The 18,539-nt window shown below is 69.0% G+C and carries 15 protein-coding genes; 14 read left to right on the plus strand and 1 reads right to left on the minus strand.

Annotated elements, in window-relative coordinates:
• Window positions 1–37 precede the first annotated feature (37 nt).
• The 12 genes from KF708C_RS22255 to KF708C_RS22310 all read left to right on the plus strand — a co-directional run bounded on the left by KF708C_RS22255 (window position 38) and on the right by KF708C_RS22310 (window position 14,877).
• Window positions 38–2,476: a bifunctional salicylyl-CoA 5-hydroxylase/oxidoreductase gene (locus KF708C_RS22255; RefSeq protein WP_059413322.1), complete on the plus strand. Its 2,439-nt coding sequence runs from the start codon at window positions 38–40 to the stop codon at window positions 2,474–2,476.
• A 2-nt stretch (window positions 2,477–2,478) separates the two neighbouring features.
• Window positions 2,479–3,279 (plus strand): SDR family NAD(P)-dependent oxidoreductase, encoded by an 801-nt coding sequence (locus KF708C_RS22260; protein ID WP_043366525.1) that lies wholly within the window; start codon window positions 2,479–2,481, stop codon window positions 3,277–3,279.
• A gap of 61 nt (window positions 3,280–3,340) precedes the next feature.
• The gene (locus KF708C_RS22265; protein ID WP_059413323.1) at window positions 3,341–4,192 is read left to right on the plus strand and encodes an enoyl-CoA hydratase family protein; all 852 of its coding nucleotides are present in this window, start codon (window positions 3,341–3,343) and stop codon (window positions 4,190–4,192) included.
• 39 nt (window positions 4,193–4,231) lie between these two features.
• Window positions 4,232–5,395 carry an acyl-CoA dehydrogenase family protein gene (locus KF708C_RS22270; RefSeq protein WP_020202874.1) on the plus strand — a complete coding sequence of 388 codons (1,164 nt, stop codon included), beginning with the start codon at window positions 4,232–4,234 and terminating at the stop codon, window positions 5,393–5,395.
• 63 nt (window positions 5,396–5,458) lie between these two features.
• Window positions 5,459–7,135, plus strand: coding sequence for an AMP-binding protein (locus tag KF708C_RS22275; protein ID WP_059413418.1), 1,677 nt, complete (start codon window positions 5,459–5,461; stop codon window positions 7,133–7,135).
• Window positions 7,132–7,605 (plus strand): acyl-CoA thioesterase, encoded by a 474-nt coding sequence (locus KF708C_RS22280; RefSeq protein WP_020202876.1) that lies wholly within the window; start codon window positions 7,132–7,134, stop codon window positions 7,603–7,605. The genes KF708C_RS22275 and KF708C_RS22280 overlap by 4 nt, the downstream gene beginning before the upstream one ends.
• Window positions 7,606–7,706: 101 nt before the next feature.
• The gene (locus KF708C_RS22285; protein WP_059413324.1) at window positions 7,707–8,114 is read left to right on the plus strand and encodes a RidA family protein; all 408 of its coding nucleotides are present in this window, start codon (window positions 7,707–7,709) and stop codon (window positions 8,112–8,114) included.
• Window positions 8,115–8,456: 342 nt separating this feature from the next.
• Window positions 8,457–9,593 (plus strand): glutamine-hydrolyzing carbamoyl-phosphate synthase small subunit, encoded by a 1,137-nt coding sequence (carA, locus tag KF708C_RS22290; protein WP_059413325.1) that lies wholly within the window; start codon window positions 8,457–8,459, stop codon window positions 9,591–9,593.
• Window positions 9,594–9,675: 82 nt separating this feature from the next.
• On the plus strand, window positions 9,676–10,353 hold the full coding sequence (gene leuE, locus KF708C_RS22295; protein WP_020202879.1) for a leucine efflux protein LeuE: 678 nt from the start codon (window positions 9,676–9,678) through the stop codon (window positions 10,351–10,353).
• 64 nt (window positions 10,354–10,417) lie between these two features.
• Window positions 10,418–13,666, plus strand: a complete 3,249-nt coding sequence (carB, locus tag KF708C_RS22300; protein WP_020202880.1) for a carbamoyl-phosphate synthase large subunit — start codon at window positions 10,418–10,420, stop codon at window positions 13,664–13,666.
• Between the two features lie 213 nt (window positions 13,667–13,879).
• Window positions 13,880–14,356 carry a transcription elongation factor GreA gene (gene greA / locus KF708C_RS22305; RefSeq protein WP_020202881.1) on the plus strand — a complete coding sequence of 159 codons (477 nt, stop codon included), beginning with the start codon at window positions 13,880–13,882 and terminating at the stop codon, window positions 14,354–14,356.
• Window positions 14,357–14,373: 17 nt separating this feature from the next.
• Entirely contained in the window at window positions 14,374–14,877 is a 504-nt protein-coding gene (locus tag KF708C_RS22310) for a DUF4149 domain-containing protein (protein WP_020202882.1), read from the plus strand.
• A gap of 168 nt (window positions 14,878–15,045) precedes the next feature.
• Here the strand turns inward: KF708C_RS22310 and KF708C_RS22315 are convergent, their stop codons facing one another.
• Window positions 15,046–15,543 carry a YhbY family RNA-binding protein gene (locus KF708C_RS22315; protein WP_029043582.1) on the minus strand — a complete coding sequence of 166 codons (498 nt, stop codon included), beginning with the start codon at window positions 15,541–15,543 and terminating at the stop codon, window positions 15,046–15,048.
• Between the two features lie 273 nt (window positions 15,544–15,816).
• On the opposite strand from KF708C_RS22315, the gene KF708C_RS22320 reads away from it, so the two are divergent.
• Both KF708C_RS22320 and ftsH read left to right on the plus strand, forming a co-directional pair.
• Entirely contained in the window at window positions 15,817–16,482 is a 666-nt protein-coding gene (locus KF708C_RS22320) for an RlmE family RNA methyltransferase (protein ID WP_020202884.1), read from the plus strand.
• A 116-nt stretch (window positions 16,483–16,598) separates the two neighbouring features.
• Window positions 16,599–18,482, plus strand: a complete 1,884-nt coding sequence (gene ftsH, locus KF708C_RS22325) for an ATP-dependent zinc metalloprotease FtsH (RefSeq protein ID WP_020202885.1) — start codon at window positions 16,599–16,601, stop codon at window positions 18,480–18,482.
• The last annotated feature ends 57 nt before the right edge of the window (window positions 18,483–18,539 follow it).

Consider the following 18,539-nt stretch of genomic DNA (forward strand, 5'->3'; position numbering starts at 1 on the left):
CGGCGGCATTCCCGGGCCGGCACGCAGGAGACGGAAGATGCGAGTGCTGTGTATCGGCGGCGGCCCGGCGGGGCTGTATTTCGGCCTGCTGACCAAGCTGCGGGACCCCGCCAGCGAGGTCTGGGTGGTCGAGCGCAACCGCCCCTACGACACCTTCGGCTGGGGCGTGGTGTTCTCCGACGCCACGCTGGACAACCTGCGGCAGGCCGATCCGGTCAGCGCGCGCGAGATCGACGCGGCGTTCAACCACTGGGACGACATCGACGTCCACATCGGCGGGCGCACCATCCGCTCCGGCGGGCACGGCTTCATCGGCATCGGCCGCAAGCGCCTGCTCAACATCCTGCAGGCGCGCTGCGAGGCGCTCGGCGTGCATCTCGTGTTCGAGATCGACGCGGCCGACGACCAGGCGCTCGCGCAGCAGTACCGGGCCGACCTCGTGATCGCCTCGGACGGCATCAACAGCCGCGTGCGCACGCGCTATGCCGACACCTTCCGGCCCGACATCGACACGCGCCGCTGCCGCTTCGTCTGGCTCGGCACGCACAAGCTGTTCGACGCCTTCACCTTCGCCTTCGAGAAGACCGGGCACGGCTGGTTCCAGGCCCACGCCTACCGCTTCGACGACAGCACCTCCACCTTCATCGTGGAGGCGCCGGAGCCGGTGTGGCGCGCCGCGGGCATCGAGCAGATGAGCCAGGAAGAAGGCGTGGCCTTCTGCGAGCGCCTGTTCGCGCGCCATCTCGACGGCCACCACCTGATCAGCAACGCCACCCACCTGCGCGGCTCGGCCAGCTGGATCCGCTTCCCGCGCGTGATCTGCCAGACCTGGGTGCACTGGAACACGCTGGCCGACGGCCGCCGCGTGCCGGTGGTGCTGATGGGCGATGCCGCGCACACCGCGCATTTCTCGATCGGCTCGGGCACCAAGCTGGCGCTGGAAGACGCCATCGAGCTGGCCGACAACATCCGCGCCGCTGGCGATGCGGGCGACGTCGGCGCCGCCGCGCTGCCGCGGGCGCTGGAGCGCTACCAGGCCAGCCGCAGCGTGGAGGTGCTCAAGATCCAGAACGCCGCGCGCAATTCCACCGAATGGTTCGAAAACGTCGAGCGCTACGCCGGCATGGCCCCGGAGCAGTTCGCCTACTCGCTGCTGACGCGCTCGCAGCGCATCTCGCACGAGAACCTGCGCGTGCGCGACGCGGCCTACGTGGAAGGCTTCGAGCGCTGGCTGGCCGGGCAGGCCGCGGCGCATGCCGGCGGTGCCGCGCCCGCAGTGCCCGCCGCGCATCCCGTGCCGCCGATGTTCACGCCGTTCCGCGTGCGCGGCGTGACGCTGAAGAACCGCGTGGTGGTGTCGCCGATGGCGATGTACTCGTGCGTGGACGGCGTGCCGGGCGATTTCCACCTGGCGCATCTCGGCGCGCGCGCGCTCGGCGGCGCGGCGATGGTGGTGGCGGAGATGACCTGCACTTCCCCGGACGCGCGCATCACGCCGGGCTGCCCGGGTTTGTGGAACGACACCCAGCGCGACGCCTGGCGCCGCGTCGTGGACCTGGTGCACGCCAGCAGCGACGCGCGCATCGCCATGCAGCTCGGCCACGCCGGGCGCAAGGGCTCGACCCAGCTCGGCTGGGAGCAGATGGACTATCCGCTTGCCGGCGGCAACTGGCCACTGCTGTCGGCTTCGCCTCTGCCCTACCTGCCCGGCGTCTCGCAGGTGCCGCGCGAGATGACGCGCGCCGACATGGACCGCGTGCGCGACGATTTCACCGCCGCCGCGCGGCGCGCCGCCGAAGCCGGCTTCGACTGGCTGGAGCTGCACTGCGCGCACGGCTACCTGCTGTCGAGCTTCATCTCGCCGCTGACCAACCGGCGCGCCGACGAATACGGCGGCACGCTGGCCGCGCGGCTGCGCTATCCGCTCGAGGTGTTCGCCGCGGTGCGCGCCGCGTGGCCGCAGGACAAGCCGATGTCGGTGCGCATCTCGGCGCACGACTGGGTCCAGGGCGGCATCACGCCCGACGACGCGGTCGGGATCGCGCGCGCGTTCAAGGCCGCCGGCGCCGACATGATCGACTGCTCGTCCGGCCAGGTCAGCCCGGACCAGGCGCCGGTGTACGGTCGCATGTACCAGACGCCGTTCGCCGACCGCATCCGCAACGAGGCCGGCATCGCCACCATCGCCGTGGGTGCGATCTTCGAGGCCGACCACGTCGACAGCATCATCGCCGCCGGGCGCGCCGACCTGTGCGCGATCGCGCGCCCGCACCTGGCGGACCCGGCCTGGACCCTTCACGAGGCGGCGCGCATCGGCCACCGCGAGCTGGCGTGGCCGAAGCAATACCAGGCCGGCAAGCGCCAGCTCGAAACCAATCTGGAACGCGCCGCGCAGATGGCGCAACAGCAGGCGGCGCAGGCGGCGCGGGCGATACAAGCGGCGGCGCGGCATGCGCGCCAGGCGGAGGAACGTTGAACATGGCGGCACAACTTGCATTGCAGGGCCGGCACGCGCTGGTCACCGGCGGCGGCCGCGGCATCGGCGCGGCGATCGCGCGGCGGCTGCTCGCGCACGGCGCCAGCGTCACGCTGCTCGGGCGCGACGCCGCCACGCTGGCCGCCACCGCCGACGCGCTGGCCGACGCGGTGGTGCCGCCGGCCACGCTCGGCACCGTGAGCGCGGACGTCGCCAGCGCCGACAGCGTGGCGGCGGCCTTTGCCGCGGCGGCCGCGCGCGCGGGGCGCATCGACATCCTCGTCAACAACGCCGGGCAGGCGCGCAGCGCGCCGTTCCTGAAGACCGATCTGGCGTTGTGGCAGGGCATGCTCGAAGTCAACCTGACCGGCACCTTCCTGTGCACGCAGGCGGCGCTGCCCGGCATGCTGGAAAACGGCTGGGGCCGCATCGTCAACGTGGCCAGCACCGCGGGGCTGGCCGGCTACGGCTACGTCAGCGCCTACTGCGCGGCCAAGCACGGCGTGATCGGACTCACGCGCGCGCTGGCGCTGGAGACCGCGCGCGGCGGCGTGACCGTCAACGCGGTCTGCCCCGGCTACACCGAGACCGACATCGTGCGCGACGCGGTGGCCAACATCGTGCGCAAGACCGGCCGCGGCGAAGCCGAGGCGCGCGCCGAGCTGGCGAAGGGCAACCCGCAGGGCCGGCTGGTCCAGCCCGAGGAAGTGGCCGACGCGGTGGCGTGGCTGTGCCAGCCGACTGCCGGCGCCATCACCGGGCAGGCGGTGCCGGTGGCCGGCGGCGAAGTCATGGCCGGCTAGCCGCGCGCGCCGGGACACGACCCACGCAATCCAACGAACACCCGCAAGCGAGAGAGACGAGATGAGCGAAATCGCACTGGACATGCGCCACCACAAGCGCAGCTTCGCCGGCTACCAGCCCAGGCACTTCCTGTGGTCGGTCTCGGCCGACGGCAAGGTCGGCACCGTGACGCTGAACCGCCCCGAGCGCAAGAACCCGCTGACCTTCGATTCCTACGCCGAGCTGCGCGACCTGTTCCGCGGCCTGTGCCATGCCAGCGACATCAAGGCCGTGGTCGTCACCGGCGCCGGCGGCAATTTCTGCTCGGGCGGCGACGTGCACGAGATCATCGGCCCGCTCACGCGCATGACCATGCCCGAGCTGCTCGACTTCACGCGCATGACCGGCGACCTGGTCAAGGCCATGCGCGCCTGCCCGCAGCCGGTCATCAGCGCCGTCGACGGCATCTGCGCCGGCGCCGGCGCGATGATGGCGCTGGCTTCCGACATGCGGCTGGGCACGGCGCAGGCCAGGACCGCCTTCCTGTTCGTGCGCGTGGGCCTGGCCGGCGCCGACATGGGCGCGTGCTCGCTGCTGCCGCGCGTGATCGGCCAGGGCCGCGCCGGCGAGCTGCTCTACACCGGCCGCGCGATGAGCGCGGAAGAGGGCCTGCAATGGGGCTTCTTCAACGCGCTGCACGCGCCCGGCACGCTGCTGGCCGACGCGCAGGCGCTGGCCGCGCAGATCGCCGCCGGCCCCACGTTCGCGCACGGCGTGACCAAGAAGCTGCTGCACCAGGAATGGAACATGGGCCTGGACGAGGCCATCGAGGCCGAGGCCGAGGCGCAGGCCATCTGCATGCAGACGCGCGACTTCCGCCGCGCCTACGACGCCTTCGTCGCCAAGGCGCGCCCGGTGTTCGAAGGCGACTGAATCTTGCGCGCAACGCCGAACCAGAGGAAATCCCACGCCATGTCCGACAAGAGTTATCTCTCGCTGCCGTTCTTCGACGACGCGCACCGCGCGCTGGAGCAGCGCCTCGACGCCTGGGCCGCGGCCTCGCTCGCGGTCGACCACCGCGACACCGACGCCGCCTGCCGCGCGCTGGTGCGCCAGCTCGGCGCGGCCGGCTGGCTGCGCTATTGCGTGCCGGCCGCCTACGGCGGCGCGCTCGACAAGCTGGATTCGCGCTCGCTGTGCCTGCTGCGCGAGACGCTGGCCCGCCACGACGGCCTGGCCGACTTCGCCTTCGCCATGCAGGGGCTGGGCAGCGGCGCGATCTCGCTGGCCGGCAGCGAGGCCGTGCGCGAGCGCTACCTGCCGCGCGTGGCGCGCGGCGAGGCCATCGCCGCGTTCGCGCTGTCCGAGCCCGATGCCGGCTCCGACGTGGCGGCCATGCAGTGCCGCGCCGCGCGCGACGGCGACGACTACGTGCTCGACGGCGCCAAGACCTGGATCTCCAACGGCGGCATCGCCGATTTCTACTGCGTGTTCGCGCGCACCGGCGAGGCGCCCGGCGCGCGCGGCATCTCGGCCTTCGTGGTCGACGCCGACACGCCCGGGCTGACGATTGCCGAGCGCATCGACGTGATGGCGCCGCACCCGCTGGCCACGCTGCGCTTCGACCGCTGCCGCGTGCCGGCCGGCGCGCGCCTGGGCGAGGCGGGGCAGGGCTTCAAGGTGGCGATGATGACGCTGGACATCTTCCGCGCCTCGGTGGCCGCCGCGGCGCTCGGCTTCGGCCGCGCCGCGCTGGACGAGGCGCTCGCGCGCGCCAGCACGCGGCCGATGTTCGGCGGCGTGCTGGCCGACCTGCAACTGACGCAGGCCGCGCTCGGCGACATGGCCACCGCGATCGACTCGGCGGCGCTGCTGACCTACCGCGCGGCGTGGCTGCGCGACGTGGCCGGCGTGCGCACCACGCGCGAGGCAGCGATGGCCAAGATGGTGGCCACCGAGAACGCGCAGCAGGTGATCGACCGCGCCGTGCAGATGTTCGGCGGGCTCGGCGTCAAGGTCGGCACGCGCGTGGAAAGCCTGTACCGCGAGATCCGCTCGCTGCGCATCTACGAAGGCGCCACCGAGGTGCAGAAGCTCATCATCGCGCGCGAGACGCTGGCGCAGCAGCGCGGCTAGCGCGGCGGACAGCGCGGCAAGACCCTTACCAGCATCATCAGAATGAAGGAAGCGGAGACAATCATGGCTAGCACAGCCCACCTCGATACCTTTGCGCGCGACCGGCTGCCGCCCCCGGAGCAGTGGCCCGAGCTGCTGTTCAACGAAGACACGCAATACCCGCCGCGCATGAACTGCGCGCTGGAGCTGGTCGAGCGCCACGTGCGCGAGGGGCGCGGCGCGCGCGTGGCGATCCGCTACGAGCAGGACGGCGCGCGGCACGCGGTCACCTACGCGGAGCTGGCCGCGCTGTCCAACCGCATCGCCCACGTGCTGACCGGCGACATGAAGCTGGTGCCCGGCAACCGCGTGCTGCTGCGCGGGCCCAACAACCTGATGATGGCGGCGAGCTGGCTGGCGGTGGTCAAGGCCGGCCTGATCGCGGTGCCGACCATGCCGCTGCTGCGCGCCAAGGAACTCAAGCAGGTCATCGACCGCGCCCAGGTCGGCGCGGCGCTGTGCGACGCGCGCCTGCGCGACGAGCTCGACGCCAACCTCGCGCCCGGCGGCGCGCAGCACTGCCCGGGCCTCGCGCAGGTGCGCTACTTCAACGGCAGCGGCGCCGACGCGCTGGAAGCGGCCATCGCCGGCAAGCCGGACGCCTACGCGGCCTGCGACACCGCCGCCGACGACATCTGCCTGATCGCCTTCACCAGCGGCACCACGGGCCAGCCCAAGGGCACCGTGCATTTCCACCGCGACGTGATCGCCATGTGCGACCTGTTCCCGCGCCACGTGCTCAAGCCGGGCCCGGACGACATCTTCTGCGGCACGCCGCCGCTGGCCTTCACCTTCGGCCTGGGCGGCATGCTGTGCTTCCCGCTGCGCGCGGGCGCCTCCACCGTGCTGGCCGAGCGGCTCACGCCGGAGAGCCTGCTGGCGCTGATCCAGTCGTGGCGCGCCACCATCGTCTTCACCGCGCCGACCTTCTACCGCCAGATGGCGGCGCTGGCGCCGGGCTACGACATCGCCAGCCTGAAGAAGAGCGTGTCGGCCGGCGAGGCGCTGCCCGACGCCACGCGCCAGAGCTGGAAGGCCGCCACCGGCATCGAGATGACCGACGGCATCGGCGGCACCGAGATGATGCACATCTTCATCTCCAGCGCCGGCGCGGACGTGCGGCCCGGCGCGATCGGCAAGGTGGTGCCGGGCTACGTGGCGCGCATCGTCGACGAGGCCATGCAGCCGGTGCCGCCGGGCACGGTCGGCAGGCTCGCGGTGCGCGGGCCCACCGGCTGCCGCTACCTGGACGACCCGCGCCAGGCGGCCTACGTGAAGGACGGCTGGAACCTGCCCGGCGACACCTTCATGGCGGATGCCGACGGCTATTACTTCTACCAGGCGCGCTCGGACGACATGATCGTCTCGGCGGGCTACAACATCGCCGGCCCCGAGGTGGAGAGCGCGCTGATGCGCCACGCGGCGGTGGCCGAATGCGGCGTGGTCGGCATGGCCGACGCCGAGCGCGGGCAGGTGGTGGCGGCCTACGTGGTGCTGCGCCCCGGCGTGCCGGCGGGCGAGGACACGCGCGCGGCGCTGCAGGCCTACGTCAAGGCGGAGATCGCGCCGTACAAGTATCCGCGCCGCGTGATCTTCGTCGACGCGCTGCCGCGCACCGAGACCGGCAAGCTGCAGCGCTTCCGCCTGCGGCAGATGGCCGAGCAGCAGGCGGCGGCGGACGGCGGGGCGGGGCAGCCATGAGCGAGGTCTTCGCCGGCACGCGGCGCGTGCGCTTCAAGGACTGCGATGCCGCCGGCATCGTGTTCTTCCCGCGCTACTTCGAGATGCTCAACGACCTCGTCGAGGACTGGTTCCGCGAGGCGCTGGGCTGGCCCTTCGGCGAGATGCACGGCGCCGGCGGGGCCGGCGTGCCGACCGCGGCGCTGTCGTGCCGCTTCATGGCGCCGAGCCGGCTCGGCGAGGTGCTCACGCGCGAGCTGCGCGTGACGCATCTCGGGCGCAGCAGTTTTTCGCTGCTGGTGCGCTTTCGCGGGCCGGCCGGCGACGCGCGGCTGGAGATCGCGCAGCGGCTGGTGTGCGTCGATGCCGGCAGACTGGCGCCGCGCGCGCTGCCGCCCGCGGTGCACGCGGCGATGGCGCGCTTCCTGGCGCCGCCGGGCGAGGCCGGCGGTGTGCCTGCCGACGGCCCGCGCGGCGAGGACGGCGGCTGAGCGCCGCGCCAGCCCGGGCTGCATCGGGACGCATCGGGCTGTACGGGGCCGCATCGGAAAACATGGAATTCAACATCACAAGAACGACGGGGAAACCGATCATGAAGATTCTGCAACCACCAGACTGGGCGCCGCCGCGCGGCTATGCCAACGGCGTGATGACGGAGATGCGCGTGGGCAGCCGGCTGCTGTTCGTCGGCGGCCAGATCGGCTGGAACGGCAGGTGCGAGTTCGAGACCGACGATTTCGCGGAACAGGCCGGGCAGGCGCTGCGCAACGTGGTGGCGGTGCTGGCCGAGGGCGGGGCGCGCCCGGAGCACATCGTGCGCATGACCTGGTATGTGAAGGACAAGGCGGCCTACGTGGGCGCCTACCGCGCCATCGGCGAGCATTACCGCGCCACCATCGGCCGCCATTTCCCGGCCATGACGGCGGTGGAGGTGTCCGACCTCGTGGAGGCGCGCGCCAAGGTGGAGATCGAGGTGACGGCAGTGGTGCCGCCGGCATGAACCCCGCGCCGCACGCCGCGGCGCGCGGCCGCAGGCCGGGTGGCCCGCACGCCGCCGTGCGGTCCGCAAGTCCTTGATAACTTGAGAAAATGGGCGCGGCAGGGTATAATCCGAAAGTTTCGCTTTCAGAACCCCTCACCCTAGCGCCTACCGAATTCCACCTTCCGCCGCCCCCATTTCGCCCTGGCTCCGCCCCATGTTTTCGTGTGGCGTTTCGAGCGCCTGGCGAACGGTCCGGGCAACAGGCGGCGCCTCCGGCGCCATGCCTGCTGCCAAGCCGGACAACGGGGCAAGAGGCGTTGAGCAGGTCGGTCACGGGGTGAATCCAGCAGGAGCCTACCCGTGTTACCGTCTTTTCCGTCCGCCATTCTCGCGCTTGCAGACGGCACGGTCTTTCGTGGCTATTCCATCGGCGCTTCCGGTCATACGATTGGCGAAGTGGTGTTCAACACCGCCATCACCGGATACCAGGAAATCCTTACCGACCCGAGCTATTCGCGGCAGATCGTCACGCTGACGTATCCGCATATCGGCAATTACGGCGTCAACGGTGAGGATGTCGAGGCAACGAAAGTCCATGCCGCCGGCCTGATCATCAAGGATCTGCCGATTCTGGCCTCCAGCTTCCGCAAGGAGCACACGCTCGCGCACTACCTCAAGCAGGAAAAGGTGGTGGCGATCGCCGGCATCGATACCCGCAAGCTGACCCGCATCCTGCGCGAGAAGGGTGCCCAGAACGGCTGCATCCTGGCCGGCGAGGACAATGTGCAGAAGGCCATCGACCTGGCCCGCTCGTTCCCCGGCCTGGCCGGCATGGACCTGGCCAAGGTGGTGTCGGCCAGGGAGCCGTACGAATGGACCCAGTCCGAGTGGAAGCTCGGCGCGGGCTACGGCAAGCAGGAGCAGCCGCAGTTCCACGTGGTCGCCTATGACTACGGCGTCAAGTTCAACATCCTGCGCATGCTGGCCCAGCGCGGCTGCAAGGTGACGGTGCTGCCGGCCCAGGCCAGCGCGGCCAACGCGCTGGCGCTCAACCCGGACGGCATCTTCCTGTCCAACGGCCCCGGCGACCCGGAACCGTGCGACTACGCCATCGCCGCCACGCGCGAGTTCATCGCGCGCGGCATTCCCACGTTCGGCATCTGCCTGGGCCACCAGATCATGGCCCTGGCCGTGGGCGCGAAGACGCTCAAGATGAAGTTCGGCCACCACGGCGCCAACCACCCGGTCAAGGACCTGGACGACGGCCGCGTGGTGATCACCTCGCAGAACCACGGCTTCGCCGTGGATGCCGCCACGCTGCCGGCCAACGTGCGCACCACGCACGTGTCGCTGTTCGACGGCTCGCTGCAGGGCTTCGCGCTGACCGACAAGCCGGCGTTCTGCTTCCAGGGCCACCCGGAAGCCTCGCCCGGCCCGCACGACGTGGCTTACCTGTTCGACCGCTTCACCAAGATGATGGCGGACGCGCGCAAGTAAGCGCGGCGCAACGGACCGGCAACGAAGCAGAACCGAAGAAGAAACGAAGACAGCAAGACCCAGGAACCAGCAGGAACCCCCCATGAACGCCTTCATGCACGCCACGCTCGGCATCACCGATTTCTGGACCTATGTGCTCGGCACGATCTTCATCGTGCTGCTGCCGGGGCCGAATTCGATGTACGTGCTGTCGGTCGCCGCCCAGCGCGGCGTGCGCGCGGGCTACAAGGGCGCCTGCGGGGTGTTCCTGGGCGACGCGGTCCTGATGGTGCTGTCGGCGGCGGGCGTGGCCTCGCTGCTGCAGGCCAGCCCGGCGTTGTTCTACGTGGTGAAGTACATCGGCGCGGCCTACCTGGGCTGGATCGGCCTGCAGATGCTGCGCGGCGCGCTGCGCAGCTGGTCGCAGCGCGGCGCCGAGGCCGGGCGCGAGGCGCCCGCGGCCGCGCCGGCGGACCGCGCCAACCCGTTCCGCAAGGCGCTGGTGGTGAGCCTGCTCAATCCCAAGGCGATCCTGTTCTTCATCTCCTTCTTCATCCAGTTCGTCGATCCGCAGTTCGGCCATCCGGCGCTGTCGTTCGCGGTGCTGGGGCTGGTGTGCCAGGTGTTCAGCTTCGCCTACCTCACCTCGATCATCTTCGCCGGCGCCAGGCTGGCGGAGATGTTCCGTCGCCGCCGGCGCCTGTCGGCGGGCATGGCCAGCGGGGTGGGCGCCATGTTCATCGGCTTCGGCGCGAAGCTGGCCACGGCCACCCTGAACTGAATCGAATCCTGATATCCGGCGCGGCCCGCGCGAGCGCGCGGCCGGCCAACAAAGAGAGCGTGCAATGCCAAAGCGCACAGACATTAAGAGCATCCTGATCATCGGCGCCGGCCCCATCATCATCGGGCAGGCGTGCGAGTTCGACTATTCCGGCGCCCAGGCCTGCAAGGCGCTGCGCGAGGAAGGCTTCAAGGTCATCCTGGTCAACTCCAATCCGGCCACGATCATGACCGACCCCAACACGGCCGACGTGACCTACATCGAGCCGATCACCTGGGAAGTGGTCGAACGCATCATCGAGAAGGAGCGCCCCGACGCCATCCTGCCGACGATGGGCGGCCAGACCGCGCTGAACTGCGCGCTGGACCTGCACCGCCACGGCGTGCTGGACAAGTACAAGGTGGAGCTGATCGGTGCGTCGCCCGAGGCCATCGACAAGGCCGAGGACCGCCAGAAGTTCAAGGAAGCGATGACCAAGATCGGCCTGGGCTCGGCCAAGTCCGGCATCGCCCACTCGATGGAAGAAGCGCTGGCCGTGCAGTCGCAGATCGCCAGGGAAACCAGCACCGGCGGCTACCCGATCGTGATCCGCCCGTCCTTCACGCTGGGTGGCTCGGGCGGCGGCATCGCCTACAACCGCGAGGAATTCGAGGAAATCTGCAAGCGCGGCCTGGATCTGTCGCCCACGCGCGAGCTGCTGATCGAGGAATCGCTGCTGGGCTGGAAGGAATATGAGATGGAAGTGGTCCGCGACAAGGCGGACAACTGCATCATCATCTGCTCGATCGAGAACCTGGACCCGATGGGCATCCACACCGGCGACTCGATCACCGTGGCCCCGGCGCAGACCCTGACCGACAAGGAATACCAGATCCTGCGCAATGCTTCGCTGGCGGTGCTGCGCGAGATCGGCGTGGACACCGGCGGCTCCAACGTGCAGTTCTCGATCAACCCGGCCGACGGCCGCATGATCGTGATCGAGATGAACCCGCGCGTGTCGCGCTCGTCGGCGCTGGCCTCCAAGGCCACCGGCTTCCCGATCGCCAAGGTCGCGGCCAAGCTGGCGGTCGGCTACACGCTCGACGAGCTCAAGAACGAGATCACCGGCGGCCAGACCCCGGCCTCGTTCGAACCGTCGATCGACTACGTGGTCACCAAGGTGCCGCGCTTCGCCTTCGAGAAATTCCCGCAGGCCGACAGCCACCTGACCACCCAGATGAAGTCGGTGGGCGAGGTGATGGCGATGGGCCGCACCTTCCAGGAATCGTTCCAGAAGGCGCTGCGCGGCCTGGAAGTCGGCGTGGACGGCCTGGACGACAAGTCCACCGACCGCGACGAGATCGTCGAGGAAATCGGCGAAGCCGGCCCGGACCGCATCTGGTACGTGGGCGATGCCTTCCGCATCGGCATGTCGCTCGAGGAAGTGCATGCCGAGACCGACATCGACCCGTGGTTCCTGGCCCAGATCGAGGACATCGTCAAGACCGAGACCCTGGTCAAGGCGCGCAAGCTCGACAGCCTGTCGGCGGCCGAGCTGCGCCACCTGAAGCAGAAGGGCTTCTCCGACCGCCGCCTGGCCAGGCTGCTCGGCGCCACGCCGGCCGAGGTGCGCGCCGCGCGCCACGCCGCCGGCGTGCGCCCGGTCTACAAGCGCGTGGACACCTGCGCGGCCGAGTTCGCCACCAACACCGCCTACATGTACGGCACGTACGAAGCCGAGCATGGCGAGTGCGAGGCGCAGCCGACCGCCAACAAGAAGATCATGGTGCTGGGCGGCGGCCCGAACCGGATCGGCCAGGGCATCGAATTCGACTACTGCTGCGTGCACGCCGCGCTGGCGCTGCGCGAGGACGGGTACGAGACCATCATGGTCAACTGCAACCCGGAAACCGTGTCGACCGACTACGACACCTCGGACCGCCTGTACTTCGAGCCGCTGACGCTCGAAGACGTGCTGGAGATCGTCGACAAGGAAAAGCCGGTCGGCGTGATCGTGCAGTACGGCGGCCAGACCCCGCTGAAGCTGGCGCTGGACCTGGAAGCCAACGGCGTGCCCATCATCGGCACCAGCCCCGACATGATCGACGCCGCCGAGGACCGCGAGCGCTTCCAGAAGCTGCTGCAGGAACTCGGCCTGCGCCAGCCGCCCAACCGCACCGCGCGCGCCGAGGACGAGGCGCTGCGCCTGGCCGAGGAAATCGGCTACCCGCTGGTGGTGCGCCCGTCCTACGTGCTGGGCGGCCGCGCGATGGAAATCGTGCATGAGCCGCGCGACCTCGAGCGCTACATGCGCGAGGCCGTGAAGGTGTCGCACGACTCCCCGGTGCTGCTGGACCGCTTCCTCAACGACGCCATCGAGTGCGACGTCGACGCCCTGTGCGACGGCCAGCGCGTGTTCATCGGCGGCGTGATGGAGCACATCGAGCAGGCCGGCGTGCACTCGGGCGACTCCGCCTGCTCGCTGCCGCCGTACTCGCTGGCCCAGGCCACCGTGGACGAACTCAAGCGCCAGACCGCGGCGATGGCCCGCGCCCTGAACGTGATCGGCCTGATGAACGTGCAGTTCGCCATCCAGCACACCGACGGCCAGGACGTGGTCTACGTGCTGGAAGTGAACCCGCGCGCCTCGCGCACGGTGCCTTATGTGTCCAAGGCCACCGGCCTGTCGCTGGCCAAGATCGCCGCGCGCTGCATGGCCGGCCAGTCGCTGGACTCGCAGGGCATCCACGACGAAGTGGTGCCGCCGTACTTCAGCGTCAAGGAAGCGGTGTTCCCGTTCAACAAGTTCCCGGGCGTGGACCCGGTGCTCGGACCCGAGATGCGCTCCACCGGCGAGGTGATGGGCGTGGGCAAGACCTTCGGCGAGGCGCTCTTCAAGAGCCAGCTCGCCGCCGGCTCGCGCCTGCCGGAGAAGGGCACGGTGCTGCTGACCGTGAAGGACAGCGACAAGCCGCACGCCGTCAGCGTGGCCCGCATGCTGCACGAGATGGGCTATCCGCTGGTGGCCACGCGCGGCACTGCCTCGGCGATCGAGGCCGCCGGCATTCCGGTGCGCGTGGTCAACAAGGTCAAGGACGGCCGCCCGCACATCGTCGACATGATCAAGAACGGCGAGCTGGCGCTGGTGTTCACCACCGTGGACGAGACCCGCACCGCCATCGCCGACTCGCGCTCGATCCGCATCTCGGCGCTGGCCAACCGGGTGCCGTACTACACCACCATCGCCGGCGCGCGCGCCGCGGTGGAAGGCCTCAAGCACCTGCAGAGCCTGGAGGTCTACGACCTGCAGGGCCTGCACGCCTCGCTGGCCTGAGCGCCGCGGGGCCCGGCCTGGCCGGGCCCCCGGGCCGCCCGCAGTTGCTGCGGGCGGCAGTCTTGGCCTAAACTACGGCAATCTGGTCGGTCAGGGCCGACGACCCAATCTGAGAACAACCTGAAAAGCCGCGGTTGAGCGGAAGTGCCCGGGCACGTTGCCGGTGCATGGTTCCCGCTCCGCTGCGGCTCATTTTTTTGCAGAACGAAAGACATGAGCACGATTCCGATTACCAAGCGCGGCGCAGAGTTGCTGAAAGAAGAGCTGCAGCGCCTGAAGGCGGTCGAGCGTCCCGCCGTGATCAATGCCATTTCCGAAGCGCGCGCGCAGGGTGATCTCTCGGAAAACGCCGAGTACGACGCCGCCAAGGAAAAGCAGGCCTTCATCGAAGGCCGCATCCTGGAAGTGGAATCCAAGCTGTCGGCCGCGCAGGTCATCGACCCGAGCCAGCTCGACACCGACGGCCGCATCGTGTTCGGCGCCACCGTGGACCTGGAAGACCTGGAATCCGGCAAGCCGGTGTGTTACCAGATCGTCGGCGACGACGAGGCCGACCTCGACAGCGGCAAGATCTCGGTCAGCTCGCCCATCGCGCGCGCGCTGATCGGCAAGTTCGAGGGCGACGTGGCGACCGTGCTGGCCCCCGGCGGCGAGCGCGAATACGAAGTCATCACGGTTCGCTACATCTGAACGATCAACGAGGCTTCGTGTTCTCCTCTTCCTATTCCAGTCTGCCGCCGCTGCCGCATCGGATCTTTCTCCTGCTGACCGTGGTCTGGGCCGGCAGCCTGTGGACGGTGGGCTACATGGTGGCCCCGACCCTGTTCGCCGTGCTGCCCAGCCGGGAAACCGCCGGCCTGATCGCCGGCCAGTTGTTCCGCACCGAAGCCATTCTCGGCATCGTGGTGGGCGTGCTGCAACTGGCGCTGTGCAACCTGATGATCCGCCGCGGCGCGGGCCGCTACCGCGGCCTGCGCTGGCTGGTGCTGGCCATGCTGGTGTGCGTGCTGGCCGGCTATTTCGGCATCCAGCCGTTCATGGAAGATCTCAAGGACAAGGCGTCCGCGCTCGGCGTGGGCGTGTCGGAGTCGCCCTACAAGGGCCAGTTCGGCATGCTGCACGGCGTGTCGAGCGTGATCTACCTGGTGCAGAGCCTGCTGGCCCTGGTCATGGTGTGGCGCGCAGCGGCGCCACGTTCGGCGGGCGAATAAGAAGTCGTTTCAAAAAGATCCTGGCGTCGTTGCGCGGCACGGCAAGTACCAGCTGTACTGTCTGCGGCCGCGCCTGGCCAGGACCGCTTCGCTTCATGTTGAAACAACTTCCAAGCCCGAATAAGGCACATGGCCCGAAGCGCGGCCCTGGCCGCGCCGGGCAGCGCCTCAGTCGAGCGCCTTCTTCTTCTGGCTGGACGGACGCGGACGCGCGCGCTTGACGTTGCCGCCGGCGGTCACGCGCTCGTTGCCGAGCACCGTCACCTGCGAGCGCTTCGGGCGGCGGTTGGGCGCCGCGCTGGGCTTGCGCACCGTCACGGTGCGCGGGGCGGCGCCGCCACGCGGCGCCAGCCGGCCCAGTTCCTGGGGACGGTTTTCCTTGAGGACGGCCGGGCCCGGGCGCCATACCACCAGCAGCTTGCCGATGTGCTGGATCGGGGCCGCGTCGAGATCCTCGCAGATGGCTTCGTAGATGGCGATGCGGTTCTCGCGGTCGTCGCCGAACACACGGATCTTGATCAGGTCGTGCGAGGCCAGGCTGCGGTCGATTTCCGCCAGCACCGGGCGCGTCAGGCCGTCGGCACCGATCATCACGACCGGGTTGAGGCCGTGGGCGCGGGAGCGGAGTTCGGAGCGCTGGGCTGGAATAAGTTGAAGAGCGGGCATAGATAAAGCGCAGGCGAGGGCGCAAATGGGCGCGGGTTAGTGCAAACGGGCGCGCAGCTCGGTGCGCAAACCAGGGCACCGAAGTGCCGAAAAAACGAATCGGCGCGTATTATCCGTCAAACTGGCACCGTCGGGCTGCAAAAACAGCAAAACGAATGAAAAACGCGCGGCCGCTCCCGGACCGGGGCGGCGCGGCAAATGGTTTCCGGGGCGGGTGCCCCGCGCAGGCATCAGGCGAGTTTCAGGCAGGTATCAGGCAGGTTTCACAGGCAAATGGCCAAGAACAAATTCAATCAGTCGTGGCTGCACGACCATATCAACGATCCGTATGTGAAGCTGGCGCAGCGCGAGGGCTATCGTGCCCGCGCCGCTTACAAGCTCAAGGAGATCGACGAGCAGGACAAGCTGATCCGTCCCGGCCAGGTCATCGTCGACCTCGGCGCCGCGCCGGGCAGCTGGAGCCAGTACGCGCGCAACAAGCTGGCGGCGTCGCCGCGCGCCAAGGACGGCGGCATCGACGGCGCGGTGGTGGCGATCGACATCCTGCCGATGGAAGCCGTCGCCGACGTCACTTTCATCCAGGGCGACTTCCGCGAGGAGCCGGTTTTCCGCCAGCTCGAGGAAATCGTGCTGGCCGCCTCCGGCGGCGCGAAGATCGACCTTGTTTTGTCGGATATGGCCCCCAATCTGTCCGGGGTGGCCTTCGCGGACGCGGCGCGCATCGATTACCTGTGCGACCTGGCGCTGGAATTTGCGCAGGCCCATTTGAAGCCGGAGGGCTCATTGCTGGTAAAGTGCTTCCATGGCAGCGGTTATAGCCAGATCGTGGAGAAGTTCAAGCGCCAGTTCAAGGTGGTCGCCAAACGCAAGCCCAAGGCGTCGCGCGACAAGTCTTCCGAGACCTTCATTCTTGGGCGTTACCTCAAGTCGGTGGGGTGAGATGGGCCAGCGGGACGGGCCTATCGCATCGATGAATTTGCTTTTCCCCCCGGCACCGGGCACTGCATTACAATGCAGCTATCCCGTTGGCAAGGCGTTCGTAAAGGAGTTTGGCCTTGAATAACAACCTGTTTCAAAAGGCGGCAATCTGGCTCGTGATCGCGCTGGTGTTGTTTACCGTCTTCAAGCAGTTCGACAAGCCCCGCACGCAGGAGGGCGTCACCTATTCGCAGTTCATGGATGACGCCAAGAACGGCAAGGTGGGCCGGGTTGACGTGCAAGGCCGCAATCTGGTGGTGACGCCCAAGGAAGGGCAGAAGTACACCATCATCTCGCCGGGCGACATCTGGATGGTCGGCGACCTGATGAAGTACGGCGTCCAGGTGACCGGCAAGGCCGACGACGAACCCAACGTGCTGGTCCAGGCCCTGTACTACCTCGGGCCGACCCTGCTGATCATCGTGTTCTGGTTCTACATGATGCGGCAGATGCAGGGCGGCGGCAAAGGCGGCGCCTTCTCGTTCGGCAAGTCGCGCGCGCGCCTGATCGACGAGAACCAGAACGCGGTCACGTTCCAGGACGTCGCCGGGTGCGACGAATCCAAGGAAGAAGTGGTCGAGCTGGTCGACTTCCTCAAGGATCCGCAGAAATTCCAGAAGCTGGGCGGGCGCATCCCGCGCGGCGTGCTGCTGGTCGGCCCCCCGGGCACCGGCAAGACGCTGCTGGCGCGCGCCATCGCCGGCGAGGCCAAGGTGCCGTTCTTCAGCATCTCCGGCTCGGACTTCGTTGAAATGTTCGTCGGCGTGGGCGCGGCCCGCGTGCGCGACATGTTCGAGAACGCCAAGAAGCAGGCGCCCTGCATCGTGTTCATCGACGAAATCGACGCGGTCGGCCGCCATCGCGGCGCCGGCATGGGCGGCGGCAACGACGAGCGCGAGCAGACCCTGAACCAGATGCTGGTCGAGATGGACGGCTTCGAGGCCAACTCGGGCGTGATCGTGATCGCCGCGACCAACCGCTCCGACGTGCTGGACAAGGCGCTGCTGCGTCCGGGCCGCTTCGACCGCCAGGTCTACGTGGGCCTGCCGGACATCCGCGGCCGCGAGCAGATCCTCAAGGTCCACATGCGCAAGGTGCCGATCGGCAACGACGTCGACGCTTCGGTGATCGCGCGCGGCACGCCCGGCTTCTCGGGCGCCGACCTGGCCAACCTGGTCAATGAAGCAGCGCTGTTCGCCGCCCGCCGCAGCAAGCGCGTGGTCGACATGCAGGACTTCGAGGACGCCAAGGACAAGATCTACATGGGTCCGGAGCGCAAGTCCACGGTCATGCGCGAGGAAGAACGCCGCGCCACCGCGTACCACGAGTCCGGCCATGCGGTCGTGGCCAAGCTGCTGCCCAAGGCCGACCCGGTGCACAAGGTCACAATCATGCCGCGCGGCTGGGCGCTGGGCGTGACCTGGCAGTTGCCGGAGCATGACAAGTACTCGAAGTACAAGGACAACATGCTCGACGAGATCGCCATCCTGTTCGGCGGCCGCGCGGCGGAAGAGGTTTTCCTCAACGCCATGAGCACCGGTGCTTCCAACGACTTCGAGCGCGCCACCAAGACCGCGCGCGACATGGTGACCCGCTTCGGCATGAGCGACACGCTCGGCACGATGGTCTACGTCGACACCGAGCAGGACGGCATGTTCGGCAAGATGTCCTCGAAGACCGTGTCGGAAGCCACGCAGCAGAAGGTCGACGCGGAAATCCGCCGCATCGTCGACGAGCAATATGGCCTGGCCAAGCGCCTGCTCGAGGAAAACCGCGACAAGGTCGAGGCCATGACGACCGCGCTCATGGAATGGGAAACCATCGACGCCGACCAGGTCAACGACATCATGGCGGGCAAGCCGCCGCGGCCGCCGCGCGGCGCGTCCGGCCAGAACGGTGGTGGCAACACCCCGTCGGGCGGCTCGCCGGTGGCGCCCGCCACCGCGCCCGCCGCAGCCTGAACGGCCGGCTCGGCGGCAGCGGCCGCAGTCGTTTGCCTGCCCGTCCACCGAGCCTGA

Origin of the sequence: Cupriavidus basilensis (assembly GCF_000876015.1) — a bacterium.
Taxonomy (GTDB): Bacteria; Pseudomonadota; Gammaproteobacteria; order Burkholderiales; family Burkholderiaceae; genus Cupriavidus; species Cupriavidus basilensis_B.